This is a genomic window from Enhygromyxa salina (assembly GCF_002994615.1).
In the GTDB taxonomy this organism is placed as follows: Bacteria; Myxococcota_A; Polyangia; order Nannocystales; family Nannocystaceae; genus Plesiocystis; species Plesiocystis salina_A.
In genome coordinates this window covers 40,063-54,453 of the sequence record NZ_PVNK01000148.1, presented here as the reverse complement: position 1 = coordinate 54,453, position 14,391 = coordinate 40,063, and the positions used below count along the sequence as shown (strand labels likewise).

The 14,391-nt window shown below is 69.2% G+C and carries 8 protein-coding genes; 7 read left to right on the top strand and 1 reads right to left on the bottom strand.

The window, feature by feature from the left end; translation table 11 throughout:
* The first annotated feature begins 19 nt into the window (after nucleotides 1-19).
* Nucleotides 20-3,301, top strand: a complete 3,282-nt coding sequence (gene carB, locus ENSA5_RS15760) for a carbamoyl-phosphate synthase large subunit (RefSeq protein WP_106392486.1) — start codon at nucleotides 20-22, stop codon at nucleotides 3,299-3,301.
* On the opposite strand, the gene ENSA5_RS15755 is transcribed toward carB, so the two are convergent.
* Nucleotides 3,283-4,263, bottom strand: coding sequence for a hypothetical protein (locus ENSA5_RS15755; RefSeq protein WP_181197794.1), 981 nt, complete (start codon nucleotides 4,261-4,263; stop codon nucleotides 3,283-3,285). The two genes, carB and ENSA5_RS15755, sit on opposite strands and share 19 nt — an antisense overlap.
* A gap of 261 nt (nucleotides 4,264-4,524) precedes the next feature.
* Here ENSA5_RS15755 and ENSA5_RS15750 point away from each other — a divergent pair, with 261 nt between their 5' ends.
* The 6 genes from ENSA5_RS15750 (at nucleotide 4,525) to ENSA5_RS15725 (ending at nucleotide 14,355) form a co-directional block, all read left to right on the top strand.
* A complete protein-coding gene (locus ENSA5_RS15750; RefSeq protein ID WP_106392485.1) occupies nucleotides 4,525-4,947 on the top strand; it encodes a hypothetical protein in 423 nt (140 codons plus the stop codon).
* A gap of 64 nt (nucleotides 4,948-5,011) precedes the next feature.
* On the top strand, nucleotides 5,012-7,381 hold the full coding sequence (locus ENSA5_RS15745; RefSeq protein WP_258182876.1) for an FG-GAP-like repeat-containing protein: 2,370 nt from the start codon (nucleotides 5,012-5,014) through the stop codon (nucleotides 7,379-7,381).
* Nucleotides 7,382-7,774: 393 nt separating this feature from the next.
* Nucleotides 7,775-8,659, top strand: a complete 885-nt coding sequence (locus tag ENSA5_RS15740) for an N-acyl amino acid synthase FeeM domain-containing protein (protein WP_146155742.1) — start codon at nucleotides 7,775-7,777, stop codon at nucleotides 8,657-8,659.
* On the top strand, nucleotides 8,656-10,281 hold the full coding sequence (locus ENSA5_RS15735; protein WP_106392483.1) for an FAD-binding oxidoreductase: 1,626 nt from the start codon (nucleotides 8,656-8,658) through the stop codon (nucleotides 10,279-10,281). The genes ENSA5_RS15740 and ENSA5_RS15735 overlap by 4 nt, the downstream gene beginning before the upstream one ends.
* A 131-nt stretch (nucleotides 10,282-10,412) precedes the next feature.
* Nucleotides 10,413-10,808, top strand: coding sequence for a SpoIIAA family protein (locus tag ENSA5_RS15730; protein ID WP_181197792.1), 396 nt, complete (start codon nucleotides 10,413-10,415; stop codon nucleotides 10,806-10,808).
* Nucleotides 10,809-11,205: 397 nt separating this feature from the next.
* Nucleotides 11,206-14,355, top strand: a complete 3,150-nt coding sequence (locus tag ENSA5_RS15725; protein WP_106392481.1) for a serine/threonine-protein kinase — start codon at nucleotides 11,206-11,208, stop codon at nucleotides 14,353-14,355.
* Nucleotides 14,356-14,391: the final 36 nt, after the last annotated feature.

Sequence of the window (14,391 nt, the reverse complement as noted above, 5' to 3'; positions counted from 1 at the left end):
CGCGATCGAGCGAGCCTCCATGCCCCGTCGCGCCGACATCAAGCGAATCTGCGTCCTTGGCTCCGGCCCGATCGTCATCGGTCAGGCCTGCGAGTTCGACTACTCTGGCACTCAGGCGATCAAGGCCCTCCGCGAAGAGGGCTACGAGGTCGTGCTGATCAATTCCAACCCGGCCACGATCATGACCGATCCGGAGCTGGCCGACGAGACCTACATCCGGCCGCTGACGCCCGAGGATCTCGATCAGGTCCTGCGCAAGGCCAAGCCCGACGCGGTCCTGCCGACCGTCGGGGGCCAGACCGCGCTCAACCTCGCGCTCGAGGCCGGGCGCCGGGGGATCTTCGAGCACCACGGCGTCGAGCTGCTCGGGGCCCCGCTCGAGGTGATCGAGAAGGCCGAAGACCGCGATCGCTTCAAGGCCGCGATGATCGAGATCGGCCTCGACGTGCCGCGCTCGGCCTACGTCCACACGATGCAGGAGGCGCGCGCGGCCCTCGACGAGATCGGCTTCCCGGCGATCATCCGCCCGAGCTTCACGATGGGCGGGGCCGGGGCCGCGATCGCCTACAACCGCGAGGAGTTCGAGCACATGGCCGGGCACGCGCTGTCGGAGTCGCTCCGGTCCGAGGCCCTGATCGAGGAGTCGGTCCTCGGCTGGAAGGAGTACGAGCTCGAGGTCATGCGCGACCAAAGCGGCAATTTCGTCGTCATCTGCGCGATCGAGAACCTCGACCCGATGGGCGTCCACACCGGCGACTCGATCACGATGGCGCCGGCCCTGACCCTGACCGACAAGGAGTACCAGGCCATGCGCGACGCGGCCCGGGCCGTGGTCGACGAGATCGGGGTGACGACCGGGGGCTGCAACATCCAGTTCGCGCTCGAGCCGAGCTCGGGCCGGATGATCGTGATCGAGATGAACCCCCGGGTCAGCCGCTCGTCGGCGCTCGCGTCGAAGGCGACCGGGTTCCCGATCGCCAAGTTCGCGGCCAAGCTCGCCGTCGGCTACACCCTCGACGAGCTCGACAACGACATCACCAAGGTCACGCCGGCCAGCTTCGAGCCGAGCATCGACTACATCGTGACCAAGATCCCGCGCTTCACCTTCGAGAAGTTCAAGGGCGCCGACGACACCCTCACGATCCAGATGAAGTCCGTCGGCGAGGCCATGGCGATCGGCCGCACGGTCCGCGAGTCGCTCGGCAAGGCCATGCGGAGCATGGAGACCGAGACCTGGGGCTTTGACGTCGAGCTCGGCTCGCGCGACCTCGATCGGCTCGAGTCGCTGATCAGCCGGCCGACGCCGCAGCGCCTGTGGCTGATCGGCGAGGCCCTGCGCCAGGGCATGAGCATCGACACCGTCCACGAGCGGACCGGCATCGACCCGTGGTTCCTGCATCACGTCGCCGCGATCGTCGAGCTCGAGCAGCGCATCGCAAGGGGCAAGCGCGGGCAGGTCTGCAGGGCCGAGCTGCTGCTCGAGGCCAAGCGCGCGGGCCTGGCCGATCCGCGGATCGCCGCGCTGTGCCAGACCTCCGAAGACGCGGTCCGCGAGCGCCGGCTGCAGGTTGGGATCCGCCCGGTCTACAAGGTCATCGACACCTGCGCGGCCGAGTTCGAGGCCCACACGCCCTATCTGTACTCGTGCTACGAAGACGAGGACGAGTCGGCGGTCTCGGATCGCAAGAAGGTCGTGATCCTCGGCGGCGGGCCCAACCGCATCGGTCAGGGCATCGAGTTCGACTACTGCTGCTGTCACGCCGCGTTCGCCCTGCGCGACGCCGGGTTCGAGACCATCATGGTCAACTGCAACCCCGAGACGGTCTCGACCGACTACGACACCAGCGACCGGCTCTACTTCGAGCCGCTCACGCGCGAGAACGTGCTCGACATCCTCGACACCGAGCGCGCGCGCGGTGAGATCGTCGGGGTGCTCGTGCAATTCGGCGGCCAGACCCCGCTCAAGCTGGCCTCGGCGATCGAGCGCGCCGGCTACCGCCTGCTCGGGACCGCCGCCGACTCGATCGACCGGGCCGAGGATCGCGGCCGCTTCGGCGAGCTCGTCAGCCGCCTCGGCCTCCACGCGCCGCGCTGGGGCGTCGCGCGCTCGTCCGACGAGGCGTTCACGATCGCCCACCAGATCGGCTACCCGGTCCTCGTCCGGCCCAGCTACGTGCTCGGCGGCCGGGCCATGGAGATCGTCCACTCCGACGCGCAGCTGACCAACTACATGAACCTCGCGGTCCGGGCCTCGCCCGATCACCCGGTCCTGATCGACGAGTTCTTGGCCAACGCGATCGAGTTTGACGTCGACGCGGTCGCCGACGGCAAGGACGTGGTCATCGCCGGGGTCATGGAGCACGTCGAGGAGGCCGGGATCCACTCGGGCGACTCGACCTGCTGCATGCCGCCCGTCTCGGTCTCGGCCGCGATCGTCACGGCGATCCGCGAGACGACCGTGGCCCTCGCCCGCGAGCTCGGCGTCGTCGGCCTGATGAACGTTCAATACGCCCTCAAGGGCGAGCGCCTCTACATCATCGAGGTCAACCCGCGTGGGTCACGGACGGTGCCGTTCGTGTCGAAGGCGACCGGCACGCCCTTCGCCAAGATCGCCGCGTTGGTCGGGACCGGGGCGACCCTCGCCGAGCTCGGCGTCCGCGAGCGCGTGCCCGAGCACGTCTCGGTCAAGGTCCCGGTGTTCCCATTCATGAAGTTCCCCGGCGTCGACGTGTTGCTGTCGCCGGAGATGCGCAGCACCGGTGAGGTCATGGGCATCGCCATGGACTTCGGCGCGGCCTTTCACGCGGGCATGGCCGGGGCCGGGGTCAACTTGCCCCAAGCGGGGGTCGTGTTCGTGAGCGTGGGCGATCCCCACAAGCAGGCCGTGATCCCGGTGACCAAGCACCTGCGCCGCCTCGGCTTCTCGCTCCTGGCCACGCGCGGGACCGCGGCCGAGCTGCGTGGGGCCGGGATCGAGTGCGAGACCGTCAACAAGGTGCTCGAGGGCCGGCCGCACATCGTCGATTGCATGGTCAACGGCGAGGTCGCGCTGGTCATCAACACCAGCCAGGGTGAGCAGGCGATCCGCGACTCGCTGTCGATTCGGCGCACGGCCCTGGGCGCGAACATCCCCTACTTCACGACGATCGCCGGGGCCCACGCGGCGACCTACGCGATCGAGTCGGCCCGCGTCGGCGGCCGCGTGCTCGAGGCGGTCTCGCTTCAGGAGTATCACCAGCGGCCCCAGTTTCTGGCCGGCGAGGAGCCGAGCGAGCGCGAGGTCTACCGGCCGATGTCCTGATCGTCTGGCCGCGACCCGAAGAGCTCGGCCGTGCTCGACGCTGTGAGCGCTCGGTCGAGCCAAGTCTCCAGGGTTGATAGATCGCTGGCGGTCTCGATCCGGTGGCGTTGGTCCTCGTCGAGGGCTACGCTCCGGCGCTCGAGCACGCGCAAGATCAGCTTGCGTGCCTCCGCACAGCGGCCTTCTTCGCGGCCTTCGCGGTGACCCCGGACGTAGTAGGCGCCGGTCAACTCCATCGGGCCGAGCGGGGCCTCGTCGTCGATCTCGAACAGGCGCTCGGGGATCTGTTCGAGTTGTTCCTCGGTCATCATCGCGCGCATGAGGTCACCATAGACCCTTCGGTGTTTGTGCGCCACTTTCCTCATGGCCTCGAGGGTGGCCCGAATACAGGCCACCCCGAGTTCGGAGCGCGCATGAAAGACCGCGGTGAGCACCGCCCGGTCGATGTCTTTGGCCGCCTGCTCCACGTCGTGGATCGGCGGGAGCATGTGAGGCTCCACGAACCACGGTGATGCGCGTGGTTCGGCTGCGAACATGTTCTGGGCGCGCCGCCGGACGTCGGCGTCGGGCGCGAACACGATCGTCCAGCCACGGCACCTGAACACGTTGCGGACGCCAGCGGCGTAGCTGAGCCAGCTGTAGAGCTTGAGCACGTCGTCGGTGGTTTGAACCTCGACCGCGAGACCCGCGACGCGGCGGAGGGCGGGCTGTTTCTCGCATACAGCGGCGACGAGCCAGTCGGCATGAAGAATGTTCCCATCTTTTGCTGGGCTGGGTATCTCGTTGGATGCAATTTCGAATTTGTTGTGTTGGGGAGGGATTTGGGTGTCGAAGTCATGGGCGAGATCGAATACCAGATATGGGTTTTGTTTGAGGAGAAAAAGGAGACCTTGGTGGATGGGGCCGGGCATGTTGATCCAATGCCATTTGAAGGGGAGTGCGGCAATGTTCTGAGGGTCCAATTGGGGTCTCGAGAGTGGCCGGGATTCGGGCCATTGTGGGGGTGGCCGGGGTTCGGGCCACGGTGGAGACCGTCGGTGTAGTGCACTCCGGGCATGTCGCTGACGCGCCTGCTCCTAGCAGCCCGGGGTGCAATGCCTCGCGCCGCCTCGCTTGGCCTTTTCGCCGAGGGCTTTGTCGCCAAAACTTGCAGTACGCCCGGTACAGCGGCGTTTTGGCTTCGCGCTCTCGGCGAAAATTCCGGCGCGAGGCGACACGATGCATTGCACCCCGGGCTGCTGGGCCTGGTCGCCTGCAACCCCAACGAGGGCGCGGCCCCGCCCGACACCGGCGACGGCGCTGCCGAGCACGCGGACGCCGTCGACCGCGAACTCGAGAGCGAGCTCGGACCGAGCGAGTGTGCGGCCGGGCGCGCGAGCGCGAACTTCGGCGAGCGGTGCGTGGTCGGCCGGACCCACTGCCACTGCACCAGCCCGTGCACGGGCGTCGAGCTGCTGCCCGAGGAAAGCTACCCGCGCTGGGCCTGCCGCGAGGTCGACCCCAAGTGCCCGGAGGCGGTCCCCGAGGACGGCACGCGCTGCAAGCCCGAGGGGCAGCGCTGCGGCTGGGGGACCTGTGGCGGGAGCTCGGCGGTGGGCGAGAACCGGAAGTGGTCGGTCGATCACCACCACGGACCGCGGCCCTGAGCCTCCGCGACGGCGTGGGCCAGGCCCCGTGACCCGGGGCGCCGCCAGGCGGTACGCTCCGGGCATGCGAATGCCTGTGATCTTCTCGAGCCCGAGCCTCAACCTGTGCTTCGGTCTGGCCGTCGCGTGCGCGGTCGCCGCCTGCGGTGACGACGGCGTCCAAGCTGACGAGGCCGGCGAGGGGACCGGCCTGACCACGGTCGGCGTGACCGCGGGCACCGAGGACTCGGGCAGCGCCGACGCCGAGACCTCGGACACCAGCGAGGACGACACCTCGGGCCCGATGTGCACCGAGGAGCAGCTCGAGTGCGGCGACGAGTGCTGCGAGGGCGGGCAGGTCTGCTTCGAGGGCGCCTGCGCCGACGACTGCGGCGGCGTGCCTGCTTGCGGGCCGGCCGACATCTGCTGCGAGGGCGACCAGGTCTGCTACCTCGGCGAGTGCGTGATCCCGGATGGACCGTGCGAGGAGTTCTCGTGCGCGACCAAGGAGGCGATGTCGACCTGCGAGCCCGGCTACACCTGCGACGGTGAGCTCGAGCTGTGCGTGCCCTCGCTGGCCGACCCCAACTGTCAGTACATCCCGCCGCCCAGCCAGTTCGCGCCGCGGCCCGAGTTCACCTGGGGCGAGCGCAAGCAGGTCGCGTGCGACGACGACGACGCGTGTCAGACCGCAGAGGTCTGCATGGACGGCACTTGCACGGTCACCTGGCCCCACCTGCCACCGGCCGACGCGCCGGCCAACGTCCACGTCTCGTCGATCCCCGTCGTCGCCGATCTCGACGGCGACTGCGTGCCCGAGATCATCTTCAACACCTACATCGCGAACACGATCAGCAGCCAGGGCGTGGTCCGGGCGATCAACGGCGCCACCGGTGAGCAGCTGTGGTCGGTGACCGACCCCGCCTTCCACAGCGACTCGACCGCCAACCCCGCCGTCGGCGACATCGACGAGGACGGGCTCCCCGAGGTCGTGGTGCAGGGCGCGGGCGGCTACCTCGTGGCGATCGACAACGACGGCACGCCGATGTGGACCTCCGACGCCTTCGTCGGCGGAGAGAACAGCGGCGCGGTAGCGATCGCCAACATGGACGGCTTCGGGCCGCCCGAGATCATCTTTGGCGCGGCGGTCTACTCGAACAACGGCGCGCTGCTGTGGGAGGGCGGGGCTGGGATCGGCCGCGACGGCCAGGGCCCGATCTCTTGCGTCGCCGACCTCGACGGCGACTTCCGGCCCGAGCTGATCGGCGGCAACACGGCCTACAAGACCACGGGCACGGTCGAAGGCGGCGACTTCAGCGGCTCGATCTGGTGGGAGGCGCAGGTCGGCGACGGTCGCTGCGGGGTCGCCGACTTCGACGACGACGGCATGGCCGAGGTCATCCTCGTCCGCGGCGGCAACATCTACGCGCTCGACGGCCAGACTGGGGCGACGATCGATCAGGCCAACATCCCTGGCTCCTCCGATCGCGGCGGCGCGCCCAACATCGCCGACTTCAACGGTGACGGCCAGCCCGACGTCGCGACCGCGGGCTCGACCAACTACATCGTCATGGAGTTCGACGGCGTGACCTTCACCGAGCTGTGGCGGGCCGCGACCGAGGACGACTCCTCGCGGGTGACCGGCTCCTCGGTGTTCGACTTCGACGGCGACGGCCGCAACGAGGTCATCTACAACGACGAGAAATTCATCCGCATCTACCCCGGCGTCGAGCCCGACTGCGAGCTCGATCCCCCGGGCCCGAACTGCGACGGGGTCATGGACGACTCCGAGGTCTTGTTTAAGGATCCCAACACTTCGCGCACGCGGACCGAGTACCCGGTCGTCGCCGACGTCGACGGCGACTTCAAGGCCGAGCTGGTGTTCTCGACCAACTCCGACGTCTCCTGGGGCCTCGACGCTGGCATCGAGATCTGGGGCGACGCGCTCGACAACTGGGTCAGCACCCGCCCGGTCTGGAACCAGCACAGCTACCACATCACCAATGTTGGGATCGACGGCTCGATCCCGGTGCACGAGGAGAGCTCGTGGCTGTTCCCGATGGACGATCCCTACAATGGCTACCGCCGCAACGTGCAGGGCGCCTCGGACTTCTGCGCGCCGAACCTCGTGCTCTTCGACATGCGCGCGGAGCTGCTGATGTGCCCCAACCTCGTGCTCTCGGTCGACGTCGCCAACCTCGGCTGCCTCGGCGTCGGGGCCGGGGTCAACGTCTCGTTCTATGAGGAGACCCTCGGCTACCTCGGCACGGTCGAGACCCAAAACCAGCTCCCGGCCGGGGCCAAGGAGACCGTGACCCTCGACAGCGGGCAGGCCCTCGAGGGCGCGGTCGTGTGGGCGGTCGTCGACGACGACGGCATGGGCCAGGGCGAGCTCAACGAGTGCGACGAGGCCAACGACTCCGACAAAGCGCCGGTCTGCATCCCGATCAGGTGAGGACCCCCTTCGCGGGCAGGCCAGGCGTGGGTAGGCGTCGACCACGCGATTGTGGTTGATCGGTCATAGCTGTACGAATCGGGACAGTTGCGGCTGTACGGTGGTACAGGCGCGGCGCGATTTCGCACACGGTATCCAGTGCTAACAGAATTGTAATTCCAGCATTTGTGGAATCTGGCTGGGTGTGGAGGTCGGCGTGATGTGCTCATTATCGAGCTCGTGGTGAGCTGATCGTCAAATCCGGTTTATTTAGCGGCATATGTGCAAGATCGCGCGATGTGCACGTACAAAAATCCATAAATCCTGGATTTATTACCGCAAAAGTGTTGACCGGGGTGTCTCCTCAGATTACAGTGTCACTGGAATCACTCCTCTTGTACGGAAAGGGACGCCATGTCGGTTCATGTAAAGATTGCGCGCTCAGCCACGGATATCGACCAACTGTTCCGCCTGCGGCACAAGGTGTACGTCGACGAGGGGGGCTACATGGAGCCCCGTCCCCACGGACGCTTGTACGACCACTTCGACGCGCTCCCGGGCACGATCCTCATGCTTGCTGAGGTCGACGGGCGGGCGGTCGGGACCGTGCGCTTCGGCCGTGATCTGGGAGCCGGCACCCACGCCAACGAGTACTTCGACTTTGCGCCCTACCTGCCCGCCGACGCCCAGGTCGGCAGCGGCTCGATGCTGGCTGTCGAGCGCGAGTGGCAAGGGATGCCGCGCCTGACCACCTCCTTGCTGGGGATGTGCATCTACCAAGCCGTTCACAGCGGGCTGACCCACCTGCTCGGTACGGTCAACCCGGAGGTCCTCGACGGTTTCCTCGAGCTGGGTTTTCAGCCCCTCGCCGGGGTCCTGACCCACGAGCCGACCAACATTCCCTTCGTCCCGGTCATCCTGAAGCTGGACAAGCTCGCGGGTCGCCTCGGCGCCTTCGTCGACCGCCACACCGCGTGGTCGGTCCTTCCTGGCTGCGAACGCGTGTTCTTGTGTCCGGGGGAGCGCGTCCCCGAGCCCCGGCAAGCCGAGGCCCACATCGTGGTCCGCGGCGAGGTCGAGGTGTTCGGTGACCGGGGCTCGCTGACCGTGTTTGGCCCCGGAGACCTCGTCCACCTCGGTGCGTGGCCGGCCGTCACCCGTGCGACCGCGATCGCCACGTCCAAAGTGGATCTGTTGGTCGTGCCCATGCACAGCGACGCGCCCGGGCTGGGCGCGGTCGCGCCCGCGCGTCCGCGCTCGCTCTACGCCGTCGGCGGCGGATCCATGGCGGCGTCATGAGCGAGGGTCAGGTGATGAAGGTGATGACCCCCAGGACTTCGGATGACGCGTGGCTGCGGGCGTGCGCAGGGTGGACGGAGCTGCTCGGCCCCGAGCAGGTGCTGACGGATCCCGACCAACGCCGCGCGGCCCAGACGGCGACCTTCGCGACCGATCAGCGCGTCCCGGTCATCCTGAGGCCGGCCACCCGAGCCGAGGTTCAGGGCTGCCTGCGCGTCGCGACCGCGTGCGGCGTTGCGCTCTACCCGAGCAGCCGCGGGTGCAACTGGGGCCTCGGCAGCAGGGTCCCGGTCGAGGATCGATGCGGCGTGCTCGACCTCGGCCGGATGAACCGAATCGTCGACTTCTGCGAAGACATGGGGACGCTCACGATCGAGCCGGGCGTCACCTTCGAGCAGGTCGTCGAGTTCTTGGATCAGCAGGGCTCGCGCTACTTCTTCAACATCACGGGATCGTCGCCGTGGTCGAGTCCGCTGGCCAACGCCCTCGAGCGTGGCGACGGGGTCGGCCCCTACGGAGACCGCGTCGCCCACACCTGCGGTCTGGAGGTCGTGCTGCCCGACGGTCGGGTGGTCCACACGGGGATGTCGCGCTTCGATCGGGCGGCCACCGCCACGCTCCATCGCTGGGGGGTCGGGCCGAGCCTCGACGGCCTCTTCGCCCAGTCGAACCTGGGGGTCGTCACGCGCATGACCTTCTGGCTCAAGCCCCGGCCCGGGGTCTTGCAGATCGCTCGCTTCCGCGTGGATGACCCCGCTGGCCTGGCGCCGCTCATCGATGCGATGCGCCAGCTCCGGCTCGAGGGGACGCTCGGCGCAGGGGCTGGAATTTGGAACGATTTTCGAGCGTTCTCCGCCCGCGGTCTGTTCCCATGGGAACACCAAACCCCACCTCTGACGCGGGAGGACCTCGGCGCGCTCATGCCCGAAGGCGGCGCATGGTTCGGGTTGACGACGCTCTACTCCGCCCACATCAAGCAGGCCGAGGGCAACGCCGCGCGACTTCACGAGGTCCTCGGACCCGTCACCGACACCCTGGCCGTGGCCTTCCAGACCCAGGGCAGCGAGGAGATCCGCGACCTGCTGCTCGAGGGATCGCCCTCGACCCTCGCGCCCTTCGGCGACGTGAGCACGGCCTTCGCGATGATGAGCGGTCGGCCTTCGGTCGCGAGCCAGCGCAGCATGTATTGGCGCAAGCGGGACGCGACGCCGGGCTTTCAGAGCCCCGAACGCGACCGCTGCGGGGTGATCTGGGCGTGCCCGCTGATCCCGCTTCACGGCCCGCAGGTCGCCGAGGCGTCCAGGATCGTCGAGCAGCTCATCAGCGCGCACGGCTTCGAGCCGCTGTTTAGCTGGGTCGTCCAGCACGAGCGCGTCGCCTACTTCATCATCTTGCTCATCTACGACCGCGACGTCGAGGGCGATGACGCCCGCGCCATGGCGTGCCACGACGCGATCCTCGACGCGTGTATCGCCCGCGGTTGGATCCCGTGGCGGCTCGGCATCCACTCCATGGACGCCCTGCCCGAAGGTCGTGGCGACACCGATGCGCTCGTCCGCGAGCTCAAGCAGCTGCTCGATCCGAGCGGTGTGCTCGCCCCGGGACGCTACATCGGCGGCTGAGGGGGGCAGCTTCGCTCCGCGTCTTTGGCGCGGTTTCGCCGGGGGGCCCCTTCCCCGTTTCGTCGTCGGGTGCGATGCTGGATCCACTCATGACGATCGAATACGCATCGCCGAGGCTCGCGTGCGCGGTCGTGGACGACGTACACCTCGCGGTCCACGGTCCCGATGACCCCGACGCTACCGACTGGGAGGGCTACCTCGGCGCGGCGAGGAAGATCCTCGAGACCTACGAGACGCCCCGAGTGCTGGTCTACACCCTCGGCGGCGGCCCGAGCGGGACCCAGCGCAGCATGCTCAACAAGATCAATGAGGGGCTGTCACCGCGGGTGGCGGTGATGCTCGAGTCGCGCATGGCTCGGGGGACGGTGACGGCGCTGTCGTGGTTCAACCCGAGCATCAAGGCCTTCTCCCTGACCGAAATTGACAAGGCCTTGGCTCACCTCGAGTTGACCGGGGACGTCGCTGGCCGGGTGAAGCGACAGTTGGACAGGCTCAAGATCGCGCTGAACGAGTCGTCGCGGGGTTGAGCTCGGGCCCAAGGCTCTGGCGCGGCTCGTGACGCGCTCGCGTCGCGCGAGGAGCCGCGCAGCGCCGCGCAGCCGTGGCCGGAGGTCAGCGGCGAGGCCCCGAGCGTCCAATGATGTGATGATGTGCTGGCTGCATGTGGAGGGGCGCGCGAAAACCTTGTGTCGTCGCGCCAATCTCGTGGGGTCGATGAGGCGTATTGGTGTCGCGGCATTGTGGTGATGTTGCCGAGGCTCAGTCATCGCGGAGGGCGAAGCTGGGCGCCACCCGAGCATTTTCGCGCCCGCTGAATGCGTCGGCAATCCGTTCACGGCCAATTGGGTCGCGCTGAATTTTCTGCGGCTTCGAACATGGGGCCGGGTCCCGGCCTCCTGGGTCCCGGCTGATACGTTAGGTAGCGTGGATGCCGCTGATGTCGACACCAAGGTCATCCGGACCTCGGGCTCGAGGGACACGACCTCGGCGAGCGGGAGCCAGGCCGGCAGCATCGGCGGGTTGGTCGGTCTGATCGATCGCCTCGGCCGCTACGTGCTCCTCGATTGTCTCGGTCGTGGGGGCTTCGGGACGGTGTGGACGGCCTACGACCCCCAGCTCGATCGCCGCGTGGCGATCAAGGTCGTCCACGGTCGCGCGCGGCCAGGAGACGCGGACGAGGCGACCCGCGACGAGCTCCTGTCCGAGGCCCAGCTCCTCGCTCAGCTGTCCCATCCGAACGTCGTTGCGATCCACGATGTCGGCCGCCTCGAAGACACGCTGGGCTCGGCCAACGCGGGGCTGCTCGGGGCCGAGGATGAGGCCGAGGCCGACCGGGCCGCGGTCGTCGGGGTGTTCATCGTCATGGAGCATCTCGCTGGCCCGACGGTCGCCGAGTGGATCGCGAGCGAGCCGAGGCCGGCGGCAAAAGAGGTGCTGCGGGTGTTCACCGAGGCCGGCCGCGGGATCGCGGCCGCCCACGCGCGCGGGCTCATCCACCTCGACTTCAAGCCCCGCAACCTGATGTTCGGCGCCGACGGCCGGGTCCGGGTGCTCGATTTTGGCCTCGCCGAGGTCGGCCGGGGGCTCGGCGGAGGCGCGGACAGCCAGGCCAGCGCGCGCGTGGTCGGGACGCCTGCGTACATGGCTCCGGAGCAGCACCAGGGCCTCGGCGCCGACGGCCGGGCCGACCAGTACGCGTTTTGCGTGTCGCTGTGGGAGGCGCTCCACGGGAGCCGCCCCTTCGAGGGCAAGGACTCCAAGAGCCTGTTCGTGGCCAAGTACGCCGGGCCGCCCCGCTTCGCGCCAGCGCCGACCCGCTACCCGCACGTGCACGCGGCGCTCGTGCGGGGGCTGGCCTTCGACGCCGAGCGGCGCTTTGCGAGCATGGACGAGCTGCTCGCGGTGTTGAACGACGACCCCCGCGTGCGCCGGCGCAGGTGGGTCGCGGGGATCGGGCTGGTCGGGGGCTTGCTCGGGGCGGGCGTTGGTCTGGCTCAGGCCGGCCAGGACCAGGCCGACCCGTGCGCGCTGCCAGACGATCAGTTCGAGGGGGTCTGGGACGAGAGACGGCGGGCCGAGGTCGAGGCGGCGTTCGAGGCGACGGGGGTCGCGTTCGCGGCCGAGACCTTCGAGCAGGTCGCGGTCGAGCTCGACGAGGAGCTCGTCCACTGGGCGGCGGTCCGGCGCGAGGTCTGTCGCGCGACGATGATCGAAGGTGAGGTGCCGGTCGAGCGCATGAGCGAGGAGCTGCTGTGCCTCGACCGGCGGCTGCAGAGCATCGCCGGGCTCAGCGAGACCCTGCTCGGGGCCGACGCAGAGCTCATCGCGCGGGCGCGGGACTCGATCCTCGCGCTCGACGACCCCGAGAGCTGTCGGATCGACGCACAGGAGGGCCGGGCGGTGCTCGGGGATGAGCGCCGCCTCGCGCTGCTGAGCGTCGAGGAGCCCCTGGCCCAGGCGCGGGTCCTCGGTGAGCTCGGCCGCTACGCCGCGGGGCTCGAGGCCGCCGAGCAAGCCCGCGCCCGGGCGGCCGCGCTCGACGACCTCGCCGGGCTCGGGCGAGCGCAGCGCGAGCGCGGGCACTTGCTGTACGAGCTCGGCCGCCCCGACGAGGCCTACGACGCGAGCATGGAGGCGCTCGCGGGCGCGTCGCGGGCCGACGACCCCGAGCTCGAGACCCTGATCCTCACCGACCTGGTCTCGATCGACACGGCCCGCGGAGAGTTCGACCAGGCCCTGGCGATCCGCGAGCTGCTCGAGACCCGCGTCGATCCGGAGCGCGCGCCGGCGCAGGCCGTGCGCGTGCACCTTTGCGCCTCGGCCCTGCACGAGCGCCAGCAGCACTGGGATCAGGCCCTGGCCGAGCTCGACGCCGCGAGCGCGCTGATCGAGGCGCGTGAGCTCGGTGTGGTCTCGCTCCGGGGCCAGGTCCACGTCAGCTACGGCAACGTGCTGGTCGGATCGGGTCGGGACTACGCCCGCGGCGGGGCCGAGTACCGCCGCGCGATCGAGCTGTGGACCGAGGCCTATGGCCCGCACCACCCGCTGATCGCAAAGACCCGGATCAACCTCAGCTCCGTGCGCTTTCGCCTCCACGACGTGCGTGGCGCGATCGAGCTGCTCGAGTCGGCGCTGGCCGAGCTCGAAGGCCTCTACGGCGCCGATCACCCGCACGTGAGCGCGTGCCGCCAGAACCTGGGGGCGCTGCGCTCGGTCACCGGTGAGTTTCGCGAGGCGATCCGACACACCCGCGCGAGCCTCGAGGTCAGCGCGGCCAAGCTCGGGACCGAGCACCCGGACTACGCGACGACCGAGTGCAACCTCGCCCTGCTCTTGACCTGGGTCGGCGAGCATCGCCAGGCCTGGGCGCACCTCGTCCACGCCGCCGCGGTCTACGAGCAGAGCTTCGATCGCGAGGATACGCGGCGCATGGCCGTCCACGGCCAGCTCGCCCGGGTCGCGTGGTGGCTCGGAGACGAAGAGGGCATGCGCCGCCACGTGGCGGAGGCCGAGTACGGGCTCGCCGAGGCCGAGGCCGTCGACCTGCGCCGGGTCGGACCGCTCGCGGCGCTCGTGAGGGTCTCGCTCCACGACGGCGATCTCGACGCGGCCTACGACCACGCCCGCGAGCTCGTCGAGTCTGGCGAGACGGTGTTTGGTTCCAAGAGCCCCGAGCTCGCCCGGTGCCGCGCGCTGCTGGCTGCGGCCTTGCGCGAGCTCGGTCGTCGCGACGAGGCTCACGCGCAGCTCGAGCTCGGGCTGCAAGGGGTCACGCGCGAGGACGGCAGCGTCCACCCCTTCGCATGGATGCTTCGGATCGAGCTCGGCCGCCTCGCGCTCGACGAGGGTGAGCAGCAGCGCGCGGTCGAGGAGCTCGAGGCCGCGCTGGCGCTGGCGCAGGGGCCCGAGGGCGCGGAGGTCCACGCGGCGATCATCGAGCTCGAGCTCGCTCGGGCGCTGGCCCACGACGCGCCCGAGCGATCCGAGGCCCTGCGCGAGCGTGGGACCGCGACCTTGGTGAGCTACGGGGTCCGCCCGGACCTGGTCGCGGAGCCAGACTCGCGCTCGCCCTGAACCGAGCGCCGCGCTCGACTCAGGCTGGGCCGGCTT